The sequence below is a fragment of the Streptomyces sp. NPDC048196 genome, assembly GCF_040652715.1.
Classification (GTDB): domain Bacteria; phylum Actinomycetota; class Actinomycetes; order Streptomycetales; family Streptomycetaceae; genus Streptomyces; species Streptomyces siderophoricus.
On the sequence record NZ_JBEZMM010000028.1, the window covers coordinates 58,588 to 73,678 of the forward strand.

General features: G+C 71.8%; 16 protein-coding genes and 4 tRNA genes. 6 read left to right on the top strand and 14 right to left on the bottom strand.

Translation table 11 applies throughout. The features are described from left to right. Positions 1 to 18 precede the first annotated feature (18 nt). Together secE and AB0E02_RS24880 are read right to left on the bottom strand one after the other, a co-directional pair. Complete coding sequence (gene secE / locus AB0E02_RS24875) at positions 19 to 315, bottom strand: preprotein translocase subunit SecE (RefSeq protein WP_362142713.1); 297 nt, start codon at positions 313 to 315, stop codon at positions 19 to 21. 106 nt (positions 316 to 421) lie between these two features. Further along, positions 422 to 494: transfer RNA gene (locus AB0E02_RS24880), tRNA-Trp, on the bottom strand. Between the two features lie 183 nt (positions 495 to 677). On the opposite strand from AB0E02_RS24880, the gene AB0E02_RS24885 reads away from it, so the two are divergent. After that, positions 678 to 1,913 carry a pyridoxal phosphate-dependent aminotransferase gene (locus tag AB0E02_RS24885; RefSeq protein WP_201803180.1) on the top strand — a complete coding sequence of 412 codons (1,236 nt, stop codon included), beginning with the start codon at positions 678 to 680 and terminating at the stop codon, positions 1,911 to 1,913. A gap of 126 nt (positions 1,914 to 2,039) precedes the next feature. Next, the gene (locus AB0E02_RS24890; protein ID WP_362142715.1) at positions 2,040 to 3,083 is read left to right on the top strand and encodes an adenosine deaminase; all 1,044 of its coding nucleotides are present in this window, start codon (positions 2,040 to 2,042) and stop codon (positions 3,081 to 3,083) included. A 75-nt stretch (positions 3,084 to 3,158) separates the two neighbouring features. On the opposite strand, the gene AB0E02_RS24895 is transcribed toward AB0E02_RS24890, so the two are convergent. From AB0E02_RS24895 to AB0E02_RS24920, 6 genes are all read right to left on the bottom strand, one after another. Continuing rightward, positions 3,159 to 4,223, bottom strand: coding sequence for a UDP-N-acetylmuramate dehydrogenase (locus tag AB0E02_RS24895; protein ID WP_362142717.1), 1,065 nt, complete (start codon positions 4,221 to 4,223; stop codon positions 3,159 to 3,161). Between the two features lie 90 nt (positions 4,224 to 4,313). Further along, on the bottom strand, positions 4,314 to 4,748 hold the full coding sequence (locus AB0E02_RS24900) for a MaoC family dehydratase (RefSeq protein WP_360949665.1): 435 nt from the start codon (positions 4,746 to 4,748) through the stop codon (positions 4,314 to 4,316). A gap of 1 nt (position 4,749) precedes the next feature. After that, complete coding sequence (locus AB0E02_RS24905; RefSeq protein WP_030412992.1) at positions 4,750 to 5,202, bottom strand: MaoC family dehydratase N-terminal domain-containing protein; 453 nt, start codon at positions 5,200 to 5,202, stop codon at positions 4,750 to 4,752. Between the two features lie 84 nt (positions 5,203 to 5,286). After that, complete coding sequence (rpmG, locus tag AB0E02_RS24910; protein WP_006604855.1) at positions 5,287 to 5,451, bottom strand: 50S ribosomal protein L33; 165 nt, start codon at positions 5,449 to 5,451, stop codon at positions 5,287 to 5,289. Positions 5,452 to 5,539: 88 nt separating this feature from the next. Further along, a tRNA-Met gene (locus tag AB0E02_RS24915) sits at positions 5,540 to 5,612 on the bottom strand. Between the two features lie 46 nt (positions 5,613 to 5,658). Beyond that, positions 5,659 to 5,731 (bottom strand) — tRNA-Thr (locus AB0E02_RS24920). Positions 5,732 to 5,913: 182 nt separating this feature from the next. On the opposite strand from AB0E02_RS24920, the gene AB0E02_RS24925 reads away from it, so the two are divergent. Beyond that, positions 5,914 to 7,182 (top strand): amidohydrolase family protein, encoded by a 1,269-nt coding sequence (locus tag AB0E02_RS24925; RefSeq protein WP_362142719.1) that lies wholly within the window; start codon positions 5,914 to 5,916, stop codon positions 7,180 to 7,182. A 104-nt stretch (positions 7,183 to 7,286) separates the two neighbouring features. Beyond that, positions 7,287 to 7,949: an NAD(P)H-binding protein gene (locus AB0E02_RS24930; RefSeq protein WP_201803175.1), complete on the top strand. Its 663-nt coding sequence runs from the start codon at positions 7,287 to 7,289 to the stop codon at positions 7,947 to 7,949. Positions 7,950 to 8,039: 90 nt separating this feature from the next. On the opposite strand, the gene AB0E02_RS24935 is transcribed toward AB0E02_RS24930, so the two are convergent. Further along, a tRNA-Tyr gene (locus AB0E02_RS24935) sits at positions 8,040 to 8,121 on the bottom strand. Positions 8,122 to 8,310: 189 nt separating this feature from the next. Here AB0E02_RS24935 and AB0E02_RS24940 point away from each other — a divergent pair. Together AB0E02_RS24940 and AB0E02_RS24945 are read left to right on the top strand one after the other, a co-directional pair. Then, positions 8,311 to 8,799 carry a YajQ family cyclic di-GMP-binding protein gene (locus AB0E02_RS24940; protein ID WP_030412989.1) on the top strand — a complete coding sequence of 163 codons (489 nt, stop codon included), beginning with the start codon at positions 8,311 to 8,313 and terminating at the stop codon, positions 8,797 to 8,799. 149 nt (positions 8,800 to 8,948) lie between these two features. Continuing rightward, a complete protein-coding gene (locus tag AB0E02_RS24945) occupies positions 8,949 to 9,695 on the top strand; it encodes an antibiotic biosynthesis monooxygenase (protein WP_362142721.1) in 747 nt (248 codons plus the stop codon). 274 nt (positions 9,696 to 9,969) lie between these two features. Here AB0E02_RS24945 and AB0E02_RS24950 read toward each other — a convergent pair whose 3' ends face one another. From AB0E02_RS24950 to AB0E02_RS24970, 5 genes are all read right to left on the bottom strand, one after another. Further along, positions 9,970 to 10,191, bottom strand: coding sequence for a hypothetical protein (locus AB0E02_RS24950; protein WP_362142723.1), 222 nt, complete (start codon positions 10,189 to 10,191; stop codon positions 9,970 to 9,972). 138 nt (positions 10,192 to 10,329) lie between these two features. Then, positions 10,330 to 10,722, bottom strand: a complete 393-nt coding sequence (locus AB0E02_RS24955) for a YccF domain-containing protein (RefSeq protein ID WP_030412986.1) — start codon at positions 10,720 to 10,722, stop codon at positions 10,330 to 10,332. A 124-nt stretch (positions 10,723 to 10,846) separates the two neighbouring features. After that, a complete protein-coding gene (htpX, locus tag AB0E02_RS24960; protein ID WP_362142725.1) occupies positions 10,847 to 11,713 on the bottom strand; it encodes a zinc metalloprotease HtpX in 867 nt (288 codons plus the stop codon). A 205-nt stretch (positions 11,714 to 11,918) separates the two neighbouring features. Next, positions 11,919 to 13,448, bottom strand: a complete 1,530-nt coding sequence (locus AB0E02_RS24965; RefSeq protein WP_362142727.1) for an NADH-quinone oxidoreductase subunit N — start codon at positions 13,446 to 13,448, stop codon at positions 11,919 to 11,921. Beyond that, entirely contained in the window at positions 13,448 to 15,091 is a 1,644-nt protein-coding gene (locus AB0E02_RS24970) for an NADH-quinone oxidoreductase subunit M (RefSeq protein WP_362142729.1), read from the bottom strand. Before AB0E02_RS24970 ends, AB0E02_RS24965 begins: the two co-directional genes overlap by 1 nt.

Genomic DNA, 15,091 nt, shown 5'->3' on the forward strand with positions numbered 1-15,091 from the left:
CAGGCGCCCTCCGCGGGATCAGCCGAAGACGTACCCGACGACTCGGTTGATTCCCAAGTCAATCACGGTTACGAGACCGATGATGATGACAACGAAGACGATCACCACACTGGTGTACGTCGACAGCTGGTTGCGCGTGGGCCAGACGACCTTGCGGAGCTCCGCGATGACCTGGCGGTAGAAAAGCGCAAGACGCGCGAAGGGACCCTTCTTGCCGCGCTTGCCGCCGCGCCGGGGCTTCTTCTGGGACTCGGCGGCCTCGTCCTCGGAGCGACCGCGCTCAGGCATGTCGATGGAGCCCAGGGCGTCCGTCACTCGTCCTCACCTGAATCCGGTTCGTGGCCGTGCCGCGCCCTGCCCTGCCGCACGGCGGTGCATTTCATACGTACACGTGCACGCACTGCGGTGAGAGTGCGTGTAGCAGGGCCGGAGGGACTTGAACCCCCAACCGCTGGTTTTGGAGACCAGTGCTCTACCAATTGAGCTACGACCCTTTGTGGTTCCCCCAACCTACCGCATGCGGGCGACTGCACTAAGTGCGTTCGCCGTGGCTGCCTGTTGAGGGCCAACGGTCAGCGAGTGTACGTGTTTCCGGGCCGGGCGTCGAACAGGATCCCTCCGGGTGGTGGCCACAAACCCGCGTACCGGGCCCGGCGGAGGTCTGCAACGATGCATGTATGAGCGCTGCGAACCCTTCCGTTTCGTCCCCCGCCGACCGCCGGGTCTCGGCCCGCGTCGGTTCGATCTCCGAGTCCGCGACCCTCGCCGTCGACGCCAAGGCGAAGGCCCTCAAGGCCGCCGGACGCCCGGTGATCGGCTTCGGCGCCGGTGAGCCCGACTTCCCCACGCCCGACTACATCGTCGAGGCGGCCGTGGAGGCCTGCCGCAACCCGAAGTTCCACCGCTACACCCCGGCCGGCGGCCTCCCCGAGCTGAAGTCCGCGATCGCCGCGAAGACGCTGCGCGACTCGGGCTACGAGGTCGAGGCCGCGAACGTCCTGGTGACGAACGGCGGCAAGCAGGCGATCTACGAGGCGTTCGCGGCGATCCTCGACCCGGGCGACGAGGTCATCGTGCCCGCTCCGTACTGGACCACCTACCCGGAGTCGATCCGGCTGGCGGGCGGGGTCCCGGTCGACGTGGTCGCGGACGAGACCACCGGCTACCGCGTGACCGTCGAGCAGCTGGAGGCGGCGCGCACGGAGCGCACGAAGGTGCTGCTGTTCGTCTCGCCGTCGAACCCGACCGGTGCGGTCTACTCCCGCGAGCAGGTCGAGGCGGTCGGCCGCTGGGCCGCGGAGCACGGGCTGTGGGTCCTCACCGACGAGATCTACGAGCACCTGGTCTACGGCGACGCGCAGTTCGCGTCGCTGCCGGTGGTCGTGCCCGAGCTGCGCGACAAGTGCATCATCGTCAACGGCGTGGCCAAGACGTACGCGATGACCGGCTGGCGGGTGGGCTGGGCGATCGGCCCCAAGGACGTCATCAAGGCCGCGACGAACCTCCAGTCGCACGCCACCTCCAACGTCTCCAACGTCGCGCAGGTGGCGGCCATCGCGGCCGTCTCCGGCGATCTGACGGCCGTCGAGGAGATGAAGGTCGCCTTCGACCGGCGCCGCAGGACGATCGTGCGGATGCTCAACGAGATCGACGGGGTGCTGTGCCCGGAGCCCGAGGGCGCGTTCTACGCGTACCCGTCGGTGAAGGAGCTGCTGGGCAAGGAGATCCGCGGCAAGCGCCCGCAGAGCAGCGTGGAGCTGGCCGAGCTCATCCTGGAGGAGGCGGAGGTCGCCGTCGTCCCGGGTGAGGCCTTCGGCACCCCCGGCTACCTGCGGCTTTCCTACGCGCTGGGCGACGAGGACCTGGTCGAGGGCGTGTCCCGGATCCAGAAGCTGCTGGCGGAGGCCAAGTAGGGACCACCGTTTTGGTGGGTGAGCGGGCGGCCGGACGCGTTCCGGCCGCCCGCTCGTGCGTTCTTCCGGACACCCCTTCGGGAAAGGGCCTACCGGCGTGCCGCCCTGATACGGCAAGATCCTCGAATGGAGAGCTCTCGTGACCGCGACGGGGCCGCCGCCCGAGATCTGCGCCGGCTGCCGAAGGCCCATCTGCACCTGCACTTCACCGGTTCGATGCGGTCCGCGACCCTGCTGGACCTCGCCGACAAGTACGGCGTCCATCTGCCCGAGGCCCTGCGCAGCGGTGAGCCGCCCCGGCTGCGGGCCACGGACGAGCGGGGCTGGTTCCGCTTCCAGCGGCTGTACGACATCGCGCGCTCGTGTCTGCGCGCACCCGAGGACATCCAGCGGCTGGTGCACGAGGCCGCCGAGGAGGACGTCCGGGACGGCTCGCGCTGGCTGGAGATCCAGGTCGACCCGACCTCGTACGCGCCCCGGCTGGGCGGGCTGATCCCGGCCCTGGAGATCATCCTGGACGCGGTGCACGCCGCCTCCAGGGACACCGGCCTCGGTATCCGTGTACTGATCGCGGCGAACCGCATGAAGCACCCGCTGGACGCCCGGACGCTGGCGCGGCTGGCGGTGCGCTACGCGGACCACGGGGTGATCGGTTTCGGGCTCTCCAACGACGAACGCCGGGGTTTCGCCCGGGACTTCGACCGGGCCTTCGCGATCGCCCGGGAGGGCGGGCTGCTGGCGGCGCCGCACGGCGGTGAGCTGTCCGGACCGGCCAGCGTCCGGGACTGCCTGGACGATCTGCACGCCGGCCGGGTGGGGCACGGCGTACGGGCCGCGGAGGATCCGGCGCTGCTGCGGCGGCTGGCCGAGCGCCAGGTGACCTGCGAGGTGTGCCCGGCCTCCAATGTGGCGCTGGGCGTCTACGAGAAGCCCGAGGACGTACCGCTGCGGACGCTCTTCGACGCCGGGGTGCCGATGGCGCTGGGGGCGGACGACCCGCTGTTGTTCGGCTCGCGGCTGGCCGCGCAGTACGAGCTCGCCCGTACCGCGCACGGCTTCAGCGACGCGGAGCTGGCCGAGCTGGCCCGGCAGTCCGTCCGGGGCTCGCGCGCGCCCGAGGACGAGCAGCGGCGGCTGCTGGCGGAGATCGACGCCTGGCTGGCCGCGTAGGACGCCGCGGGCGCCACAGGAGCCCCAGCGGGCTCGTACTGCCCCAGCGGCCCGTGGCGGCGCCCTGGAGCCCGTCTAGAGGCTGACGCCGACCGTCACGGGTTCGTTGACGAGGGTGATGCCGAAGGCCGCGTGGACGCCGTCCCGGACCTCGCGGGCCAGGGCGAGCAGGTCCTCGGTGGTGGCCTCGCCGCGGTTGGTGAGCGCGAGGGTGTGCTTGGTCGAGATGCGGGCCGGGCCGCTGCCGTAGCCCTTGGTGAAGCCGGCGCGGTCGATGAGCCAGGCCGCGGAGGTCTTCACCAGGCCGTCGCCGGCCGGGAAGGCGGGCGGGGCGGTGTCGGGGCCGAGGCGGTCCCGGACGCGCTCCAGGAAGGCGGCGTGCTGGGCCTCGGTGAGGATCGGGTTGGTGAAGAACGAGCCGGCCGACCAGGTGTCGTGGTCGTCGGGGTCCAGCACCATGCCCTTGCCGGCGCGGAGGGCCAGGACGGTCTTGCGGGCGATGTCCAGCGGGACCCGGTCGCCGACCTCGACGCCGAGGGCGCGGGCGGTCTCGGCGTACTTCAGGGGCGCGGAGAGGCCGCCGGCGTCCTCCAGGGCGAAGCGGACCCGCAGGACCACGAAGCGGTCGGGGTCCTGCTTGAAGCGGCTGTCGCGGTAGGCGAAGCCGCACTCCTCGTTGGTGAGGGTGACGGTCTCGCCGGTGCGGCGGTCGTAGGCGAGGACCTCGGTGATCGTGGTGGCGACCTCCTGGCCGTACGCGCCGACGTTCTGCACCGGGGTGGCGCCGGCCGAGCCGGGGATGCCGGCCAGGCACTCGACGCCGGCCAGTCCGGCCGCGACGGTGCGGGCGACCGCGTCGGACCAGTTCTCGCCCGCGGCGAGGGTGAGGGCGGTGCCGTCCTGCTCGAAGCCGGTGGTGGCGATGCGCAGGGCCGTGCCGTCGAAGCCCTTGTCGCTGATGACGAGGTTGCTGCCGCCGCCGATGATCAGCAGTGGCGTGCCGGCGTCGTCGGCGGCGCGGACGGCGGCGATCACCTCGTCGTCGGTGGTGGCCGTGACGAGGCGGTTCGCCGGTCCGCCGAGCCGGAAGGTGGTCAGCGGGGCGAGCGGGGCGTTTGCTTCTCCGTGGCGTTCCTGCACGCGCACAAGGGTACGGGGGCGGTCGGACGATCCCGTCCGGCCGCCCCCGGCTCCGCTTCTGCCGCCCCCGGTTCCGCTTCTTCGGCGGGCTCAGGCCAGGCGGACGACCGCGCGGGACATGCCCAGCACCTTCTGGCCCGCGCTCATCGCGGTGAGGTCGACCCGGACCGTGCGGGCGTCGTCGTCGAGCTTGGCCGCGACCTTGGCGCTGACCTCGATCAGCGCGCCCTGGTCGTCGTTGGGGACGATCACGGGCTTGGTGAAGCGCACGCCGTATTCGGCGACCGCGCCGGGGTCGCCGGCCCAGTCGGTGACCACCCGGATCGCCTCGGCCATGGTGAACATGCCGTGGGCGATGACGTCGGGCAGGCCGACCTCCTTGGCGAACTTCTCGTTCCAGTGGATCGGGTTGAAGTCGCCGGAGGCGCCCGCGTAGCGGACGAGTGTGGCGCGGTCCACGGGGAAGGTCTGCGCCGGGAGTTCGGTGCCGACCTCGACGTCGTCGTAAGAGATCTTCGCGGTCATCTCAGGCCTCCTCGGCGCGCCGGGCCACCAGCTTGGTGAAGGCGGTCACGACGTGTTCGCCCGCCTCGTCGTGCACCTCGCCGCGGATGTCGATGATGTCGTTGCCCGCCATGGTCTTGATCGCCTCGATGGTGGAGGTGACGGCCAGTCGGTCGCCGCTGCGCACCGGCCGGGTGTAGGCGAACTTCTGGTCGCCGTGCACCACCCGGCTGTAATCCAGGCCCAGTTGCGGGTCCTCGATAACCTGCCCCGCGGCCTTGAATGTGATTGCGAACACAAAAGTCGGCGGTGCGATCACATCCGGATACCCGAGCGCCTTGGCGGCATCCGCGTCGGTGTAGGCGGGGTTGGGGTCCCCGATCGCCTCCGCGAATTCCCGGATCTTTTCCCGGCCGACCTCGTACGGGTCGGTGGGCGGGTACGTGCGTCCGACAAAAGACTGGTCGAGCGCCATGGGCTCGCAACCTCCGTGTACTGATGGTGCTAACGCCGTGAGGCCGCCCCCAGGAATGGGGACGGCCTCACGGACGAGCCTGTGTTATCGCGTCTCGCGGTGCGCGGTGTGCGAGTTGCAGCGCGGACAGTGCTTCTTCATCTCAAGACGGTCCGGGTCGTTGCGCCGGTTCTTCTTGGTGATGTAGTTCCGCTCCTTGCACTCCACGCAGGCCAGCGTGATCTTCGGGCGGACGTCGGTGGCAGCCACGTGAGTGCTCCTTGACGGACGGATGGACGGATGAACGCAGAAAAGAGTAGCCGATCGAAGGACCGACCCCACAATCGGCTACTGTCAGTAGCGGTGACCGGACTTGAACCGGTGACACAGCGATTATGAGCCGCTTGCTCTACCGACTGAGCTACACCGCTGCGATGCGAGTGGCGCCCGCCCGAAGGCGGGTACCTCACACATCAGAGCCCCAATACGGAATCGAACCGTAGACCTTCTCCTTACCATGGAGACGCTCTGCCGACTGAGCTATTGGGGCGAGCGATGAAGACATTACACGGCCCGCCGCCAAACGTGAAATCCGTATCCGCTCCGCGCCCCAACGGCCCCGCGCACCACACCGGTACGACTATTTCGCGCCTGCGCGAAGCTCCCCCGGCGGCGCCCTACGCTCGGGTCAACGCTGCGTGATCTTGCACGCCCGTGGCTTCGAGGAGCGCGATGTCCGAGAGCAGTTCGCCGCAGCCGCACCCCCAGCCGGGAAAGCCCGGCGGACCCGGCCGGTACATCAGGTCGGACGGTGGCGCGCTGGTCCTGTGCGGCGCCCGGCTCGCCGACGGCCGCACCGTGGACGTACGGCTCGGCGGCGCACGCATCGAGGCCGTGGGCACGGCCGGCAGCCTCGCCCCCCAGGGAGCCCGCGTCGATCTGGCCGGCTATCTGCTGCTGCCCGCCCCCGCCGAGCCGCACGCGCACTGCGACACCGCCCTGACCGCGGACTCCGACGGCCCGGCCTCCGGCTCCCCGGAGGACGTCCAGCGGCGCACCACGGAGGCCGCGCTGCTCCAGCTGGGGCACGGGGCCACCGCGTCCCGGAGCCACGTCAGGATCGGCGACGTGCAGGGCCTGCGCTCGCTGGAGGCGGTGCTGCAGGCCCGCCGGTCGCTGCGCGGGCTGGCGGACCTGGCGGCGGTGGCGGTGCCGCGGGTGCTGACCGGGCTCGCCGGGGCCGACGGGCTGGCGATGCTGCGGGACGCCGTCAAGATGGGCGCCTCGGTCATCGGCGGCTGCCCGGACCTGGACCCCGATCCGGCGGGGTACGTCGAGACGGTCCTGGAGCTGGCCGGGGAGCACGGCTGCCCGGTGGACCTGCACACGGACGGTGACGACCCGGCCCGGCTTGCCCGGTTCGCGGCGATGTCCGGCGGGCTGCGGTCCGGCGTCGCGCTGGGCCCGTGCGCCGGGATGGCCCGGATGCCGCGCAGCGTGGCCTCGCGGGTCGCCGAGCAACTGGCCGCGGCCGACGTCAGCGTGGTCTGTCTGCCGCAGGGCGACTGCACCGGCCTGGAGCGCTACGGCTCGCGGGTGTCGCGGCCGGCTCCGGTGCGGCTGCTGCGGGCGGCCGGGGTGCGGGTGGCGGCCGGCAGCGGGGCGCTGCGGGACGTGGCGAACCCGGTGGGGCGCGGCGACCCGTTGGAGGCCGCGTACCTCCTGGCGTCCCTCGGGGAGGCCACGCCGGAGGCGGCGTACGAGACGGTGAGTTCGGCGGCGCGGACCACGCTGGGGCTGCCCGAGGTGCGGGTCGAGGCGGGCTTCCCGGCGGAGCTGCTGGCGGTGCGCGGCGAGCGGATCGCGGGGGTGCTCTCGCTGGCGTACAGCCGGATCGTGGTCCACCGGGGGCGGGTGGTGGCCCGGACCAGCGCGGTGCGCGAGTACTGCGACTCGGCGGCCGAGGTGGCGCTGGAGCTTCCCCGGCAGTCGCAGCGCTGACGCCGCGGGGCCGGCCCACCCCTTCGCCGGAACGCGGTGAGAAGCGCCGCTCCCCCGGCCGGGTCCCCCGCGCCGCGGCGGACCTTCGGCGTACGGTCGGCACCATGCGCATTGTCATCGCAGGTGGACATGGTCAGATCGCGCTGCGGCTGGAGCGGCTGCTCGCCAAGCGCGGGGACGAGGTCGCGGGCATCGTCCGCCGGCCGGAGCAGGCCGGCGATCTGCTGGCCGCGGGGGCCGAACCGGTGGTCTGTGACCTGGAGTCGGCGTCGGTCGAGGACGTCGCCCGGCACCTGGAGGGCGCCGACGCGGCCGTCTTCGCGGCCGGTGCCGGCCCGGGCAGCGGCACCGAACGCAAGGACACGGTGGACCGCGGTGCGGCGGCGCTCTTCGCGGACGCGGCCGAGGCGGCGGGCGTGCGCCGCTTCCTGGTCATCTCGTCGATGGGCGCCGACCGCGAGCCCCCGGAGGGCACCGATCCGGTCTTCGCCGCGTACCTGCGGGCCAAGGGCGCCGCGGACGCCGACGTACGGTCCCGGGCCGGTCTGGACTGGACGATCCTGCGGCCGGGCCGCCTGACGGACGACCCCGGCACCGGCCTGGTCACCCTGGCCGACGCCACCGGCCGCGGCGACGTCCCCCGCGACGACGTGGCCGCCACCCTGGTGGAACTCCTCGACGAGCCCCGCACCACCGGCCGCACCCTGGAGCTGATCGGCGGCGATGTGCCGGTGGCGGACGCGGTGCGGACGGTCGCGGCGCACTGAGGGGCGGCGGGGGCGCGCCCCCGCGAAAGCTCCCCACATACGAGAAAACCCCCTCCACTGCTGATTCGCAGTGGAGGGGGTTCCTCACTGTGGCGGCGCCAGGATTCGAACCTGGGAAGGCTGAGCCGGCAGATTTACAGTCTGCTCCCTTTGGCCGCTCGGGCACACCGCCGGGGTTTGCTGCCGGAGAGCCGCTTTTCGGCGGTGCTCGGTGGCAACGACGTAAACCATACCCGATGGCTGGGGGTGGTTCGCCACTCGATTCGCGAGCGCTGGATCTTGGTGGGGTGGCTAGGCTTGGCAAGCGGTCCGGGGACGGTCCGCACCCCTGATGGATCTACGCACGAGGAGCCAACTCAACATGGCCGACTCCAGTTTCGACATCGTCTCGAAGGTAGAGCGGCAGGAGGTCGACAACGCACTCAACCAGGCCGCCAAGGAGATCTCGACGCGCTACGACTTCAAGGGCGTCGACGCCTCGATCGCGTGGTCGGGCGAGAAGATCGAGATGCGGGCCAACGCCGAGGAGCGGGTCAAGGCCGTGCTCGACATCTTCCAGTCCAAGCTGGTCAAGCGCGGGATCTCGCTGAAGGCCCTGGACGCCGGTGAGCCGCAGGCCTCGGGCAAGGAGTACCGGATCTCCGCCTCCCTCCAGGAGGGGATCTCGCAGGACAACGCGAAGAAGGTCGCCAAGATCATCCGCGACGAGGGCCCGAAGGGCGTCAAGGCGCAGGTGCAGGGCGACGAGCTGCGGGTCAGCTCCAAGAGCCGGGACGACCTGCAGGCGGTGCAGCAGCTGCTGAAGGGCAAGGACCTGGACTTCGCCCTCCAGTTCGTGAACTACCGGTAGCCGGTAGGGCAGGGCTTCGGCCTTCGGGATGGGGCAGCGCGCCACGGGCGTGCCGCCCCACCGGCGTTCCGGGCCCTCGCTGCCCGACCTCCGCCCCCTTCAGGGATCCCTCTTGACCTCAACCTTGGTCGAGATTGCAGGCTCCTGGCATGACTTCTCAGGAGAACGTGCAGAGCGGCAAGAGCCTCGTGACCGGTCCCCGCGCGGGCTTTCGCACCGATGTGTTTCCGCAGGTCAGGCGGCCGGGTGTGGGGACCGTGCTGATCAGTGAGTGGGATGCCGGGAGCCCGGAGGGGCAGCGGGCCGCCCTGGACGGCGCGGCCCGGGCGTGGGAGGGGGCGCCGCTGCCGGCGGGCTTTGTGTCGCGGGTGCTGTTCGCCGGGACGGACGGGCGCAGCGTGCTCGGCTACGCGCAGTGGACGGGCGAGGCGGCGTACGAGGAGTTCGTGCGCGGCGGGAACGCCGGCCTGCGGGAACGGATGGCGGGTGGCGCGCCGGCCGCCGTGGGTGACGGCGGCGGCACCGGTCCCACCCGTTACCGGCTCCACCGCAGTCTGCTGCCCCAGGGCGAGCCGGAAACCCCGGGCTGCGTCGTGCGGGTCGCCTTCCGTACGACGGGGCACGAGGCGGCCCGGGAGCTCGTCGACGGGCTGCTGGACCTGATCGGTGGCGTCCAGCCGGGCGAGGGCGGGATCGCCTCGCACTTCCACATCAGCGAGGACGGCACCCGGGTCGTCAACTACAGCGAGTGGACGACCGCCGAGGCCCACGAGCGGGAGATCGCCGGGAGCCTTGAGCGCGGCGGGCCGGTGATGTCCTTCATCAGGGGCCTGGCCGGTGTGGAACCGCTCGGTTTCCGGCGGTACGTGGGGCCGCGGGGGCTGGTGCGGGTGTGACCGCCTGCGTAGCTACTCCGCGGTGCCGGGGGGCACGGCCGCGGCGGCGGGAGGTCCGGCCGGGGTCTCGTCGACCGGGCTCCGGAACGGGTCCGTCGTCGGCGGTGGCGGCGGTGTCGTGACCCGCGGGAGCACCGTTTCGGGTGCGGAGAACAGCGACGTGGTGTCGATGGGTCGTCTCCCTTTCGGTTTGGGCCCGCAGCAACGTGCGGAGAGGTGGTTGCGGCGCCGGGACGGGGCGGAGCATCCGCCGCGCCCCGACGGCCGCCAGGGCTCAGAGTTTGGTCAACTTGGCGTACGGACTCACGATCCGTGCCTTGAGCGAACCGAAGTCGACAAGTACCGCGACCTCGTCCTCGGTAGCGATCACGCGGCCGAGGCCGTGCTCATCGTGAGTGACCCGGTCACCGCTCGCGAAGTGCTTGAGCGGTGGCGCGACCGGGGGCTTGAAGGGACTTGACGACAGATGACGCCGGGCTGCGGCTGGCTTTGTCATTGTCGCCAGTATGCGCCCAGAATCGGGCAGCTGGTCGCCGCGGGCGGTGCCCCGGCCGGGAAGCACCGGCTCAGGACACCGCTTCCCACCGGCGTACGCGCTGGTCAGAGCGGGTGACCGGAGTGCCCGCCGGCGTGCTCAGCGGGTCGCGAAAGGCTGGTCCGTGGGCACGATCTCGCGGCCGAGCGGCAGCAGGGAGATCGGGATCATCTTGAAGTTGGCGATGCCGAACGGGATACCGATGATCGTCACGCACAGGGCGAGGCCGGTGACGATGTGGCCGAGCGCCAGCCACCAGCCCGCGAAGATGATCCAGATGACGTTGCCGATGGCGGAGCCGGCACCGGCGTCGCGCCGGACGACGGTCGTACGGCCGAAGGGCCACAGGGCGTAGCCGGCGATCCGGAAGGACGCGATGCCGAACGGGATCGTGATGATCAGGATGCAGCAGATGACGCCCGCGAGGAGGTAGCCGAGGGCCAGCCAGAACCCGCTGAGGATCAGCCAGAGGACGTTGAGGATGAGCTTCATGATCGGCAGCCTTCCACGGGCACGGCGAACGGGGTAACTGCCGTGCTAGACGCACCGGGGCCGGTGGAGCGTTGCGTTCATGATGCGCCGGTGGCCAGGGGTCGGCCAGCGGTGTCCGCGGAGGTCAGGGGCGGTGGTGGCCGGCCATCTGCTCCAGGCGGGCGATGCGTTCGCGCATCGGGGGGTGGGTGGAGAACAGCTTGGACATGCCCTCGCCGGCCCGGAACGGGTTGGCGATCATCATGTGGCCGGCGGTCTCCAGCCGCGGCTCGGGCGGGAGCGGCAGCTGCTGGGTGCCGATCTCCAGCTTGCGCAGGGCGGAGGCCAGGGCGAGCGGGTCGCCGGTGAGCTGGGCGCCGGAGGCGTCGGCCTGGTACTCGCGGGAGCGGCTGACCGCCAGCTGGATGAGCGAGGCCGCGATCGGGCCGAGGATCGCGATCAGCAGCATGCCCAGCAGGCCGGGGCCCTCGTCGTCCTCGGAGCGGCCTATGGGGATCAGCCAGGCGAAGTTGACCAGGAACATCACGACGGAGGCCAGCGCGCCCGCGACGGACGAGATGAGGATGTCGCGGTTGTAGACGTGGCTGAGCTCATGGCCGATGACGCCGCGCAGCTCGCGCTCGTCGAGGAGGCGGAGGATGCCGTCGGTGCAGCAGACCGCGGCGTTGCGGGGGTTGCGGCCGGTGGCGAAGGCGTTCGGTGCCTGGGTCGGGGAGATGTACAGCCGCGGCATGGGCTGGCGGGCGGCCGTCGACAGCTCGCGGACCATGCGGTAGAGCTGCGGCGCCTCGAACTCGCTCACCGGCCGGGCCCGCATGGCGCGCAGGGCGAGCTTGTCGCTGTTCCAGTACGCGTAGGCGTTGGTCGCCAGGGCGACGAGAACGGCGACGATCAGGCCGGTACGCCCGAAGAAACTGCCGATGAGGATGATGAGTGCGGACAGTCCCCCGAGGAGTACGGCGGTTCTGAGCCCGTTGTGCCGGCGGTGCACGGTACGCCCTCCAAGCGGTGCGGCAGGGGAACCCTGTGCTGCGTTGCTCCACTCTCCAGTGGACCCTTACTCACTGGTCAACGCGAGATGAACGGGCCGGGTTCCCGCTGCCCGGGCGACGGGCCCTGGGACGGGCGTCGGGGACCCGTCCCTGGGCCGTGGGCGCCCTACCGCCGCATGGGTGGCCCGGATCCGCCGCGTCCGGTCAGAGGAGCGCGCCGGAGGCGAAGCGCAGGACGAGCTGGGGTGCGCCGGAGAGGGCGAGGCCGAGGACGGTGGCCAGGGCGATGGCGGTGGCCAGCGGGGCCGGGATCCGGGGGGCGGGCGGCCGCGGCCCGGCGGGTGCGGGTGCGGGTTCCTCGGCGCCCCGGAAGAGCACCGCCGTCCACTGCAGGTAGTAGTAGAGCGCGATCACGACGTTGACGGCCATGAGCACGGCGAGCCAGGCCAGCCCGGCGTCGACGGCCGCGGAGAACACCGTGACCTTGGCGAACAGCCCGATGATGCCCGGCGGAAGACCGGCCAGGCAGAGCAGGAAGAAGCCCATGGCGAGCGCCACGAGCGGCCGGCGGGCGTACAGGCCCCGGTAGTCGGTGACGCGGTTGGCGGGGCGCGTACGGGCCACCAGGGCGGCGACGGCGAACGCGCCGAGGTTCACGGCCGCGTACATCAGGGCGTAGGCGACGGTGGCGCCGATGGCGTGCGCCGGCCGGTGGGTGTAGCCCGCGGCGGCCAGCGGCACCAGGAGGTAGCCGGCCTGGCCGACCGACGACCAGGCGAGCAGGCGGACCGCGCTGTGCTCCCGGCGCGGGTCCTGGCGGAGGGCGGCGACGTTGCCGACGGTCATCGTCAGCGCGGCGAGGACGGCCAGCGCCGGGCCCCAGACGTCGGCGTACGCCGGGAAGCCCTGGACGGTGACCAGGATCAGGCCGGAGAAGCCGACGGCCTTGCCGACCACGGAGAGGTAGCCGGCGATCGGCAGCGGCGCGCCGACGTAGGTGTCGGGCACCCAGAAGTGGAACGGGGCGGCCGCCGTCTTGAAGGCGAAGCCGACCAGGGTGAGCGCGACGCCGGCGCTGGCCAGGGTGGCGAGGCGGGCGTCGGGGAGGTCGGTGAGGGCGTGCGCCACCCGGGAGAGGTAGAGACTGCGGGTGGCCGCGTAGACGAAGCTCACGCCGAGCAGCATCACGGCGGTGGCGGCCACCGAGGAGAGGAAGAACTTCAGCGCTGCCTCGGAGGAGAGCCGGTCGCCGCGGCGCAGGCCCACGAGGGCGAAGGCCGGCAGCGAGGCGACCTCCAGGGCGATGACGAGGGTGGCCAGGTCCCGGGAGGCGGGCAGCAGGGCGGCGCCGGCGGCCGAGGACAGCAGCAGGAACCAGTACTCGCCGGCGGGCAGGTCGTGGTCCTTGATGGTGTCGAGGGACAGCAGGGCGGTCAGCAGCGCGCCGCCGAGCACCAGGAACTGGATGACCAGGGCGAACGGGTCGGCGACGTAGCTGCATACGTCGGGGTGCCCGGGGAGGCAGAAGGTGCGGCGGTCGCCGCCCAGGAGGGGCAGCAGGGACAGCGCGGCGAGGACGAGGCCGGCGGTGGCGGCCCAGCCCAGCAGCGGCTTGCGGGCCGCGGGCACGAACAGGTCGGCGACCAGCACCACCAGGGCGACGACCGCGGTGATCGTGGGCGGGGCGATGGCGACCCAGTCGACGGACTGGACCAGAGAGGTGATCGAGCTCATCACTTACCGCCTCCGAGGAGCTGCTGGACGGCCGGGTCGGTGAGGCCGAGGAGGGCCGCGGGCCACAGGCCGGCGAGGACGGTGAGGGCGGCCAGGGGCGACCAGGACGCGTACTCGTAGCCCGCGAGGTCGGGGACGGCCGGGGCGGGGACGGGGGTGGCCGCCGCGGGCCGCTCCGGGTCGCCGTCGGCGCCGCCGAGCGGGGCGGTGGGGGCGAGGTGCGGGGTGCCGCCCATGCAGATCCGGCGGACGACGAGGAGGAGGTACGCGGCGGTCAGCAGGGTGCCGAGGCCGGCCAGCACCATGAACGTCAGGAAGGCCGGGCGGCTCAGGCCCGCGGCGGGCCGGAAGGCGCCGAACATGGCGAGCATCTCGCCCCAGAAGCCGGCCAGTCCGGGCAGGCCGAGCGAGGCGACCGCCCCGAAGGCGAGCAGGCCGCCGAAGCGGGGGGCCTTGCCGTAGAGGGCGGCGCCGGTGGTGCCGGCGAGGGCGTCGAGGTCGGTGGTTCCGGTGCGGTCCTTGAGGGCGCCGACCAGGAAGAACAGCAGGCCGGTGATCAGGCCGTGCGCGATGTTGGCGAACAGGGCGCCGTTGACGCCGGTGGGGGTCATGCTGGCGATGCCGAGCAGGACGAAGCCCATGTGGCCGACCGAGCTGTAGGCGATCAGGCGCTTGAGGTCGCCCTTGGCGCCCTTGCGGACGAGGGCGAGGCAGGCGAGCGAGCCGTAGATGATGCCGACGGCGGCGAACGCGGCCAGATAGGGCGCGTAGGTGTGCATGCCCTCCGGGGTGATGGGCAACGCGATCCGGACGAACCCGTAGGTGCCCATCTTCAGCAGGACGCCGGCCAGCAGCACCGAGCCGACGGTGGGGGCGGCGGTGTGCGCGTCGGGCAGCCAGCTGTGCAGCGGCCACATCGGGGACTTGACGGCCAGTCCGATCCCGATCGCGAGCACCGCGAGGAGCTGAACGGTGTGGCTGAGCTGGGCTTTCGGGCCGTTGTCAGTGGCGAGTGCGACCATGTCGAACGTGCCGGATTTCACGCCGATGAGAAGGAGGCCGAGCAGCATCACGACGGAGCCGAGCAGCGTGTAGAGGATGAACTTCCAGGCCGCCGCCTGCTTCCCCGCGCCGCCCCAGCGGGCGATGAGGAAGTACATCGGGATGAGGACCATCTCGAAGGCGAGGAAGAAGAGCATCAGGTCCAGGACGGCGAAGGTGGCGAGGGTGCCGGCCTCCAGGACGAGCAGCAGGGCCACAAATGCCTTGGGAGACGGGCCCGTTGGCATGTGGAAGTAGGAGTAGAGCGCGCAGAGGAAGGTCAGCAGCGCGGTCATGACGACGAGGGGGAGCGAGATGCCGTCGACGCCGAGATGGATGCGGATGCCGAGCGCCGGGATCCAGCTGATGTCGGTGGTGGCCTGCATACGCGCCGGCTGAGCGTGGTCGAAGCCGGCGGCCAGCGCGATGCCGGCGGCGAGCACGACACCGGTGACGGTCACGCCGTGGCGCAGTACGGCCTGGTCGGGGTTCTTGCCCTTCAGACCGGGCGGCGCGGGCAGCAGCGCGGCGAGCGCGCCGAGGAGGGGAAGGGCGACGACGCCCACGAGGAGGATCTGCAGGGTGGTCTGAGTCAGGTGCAT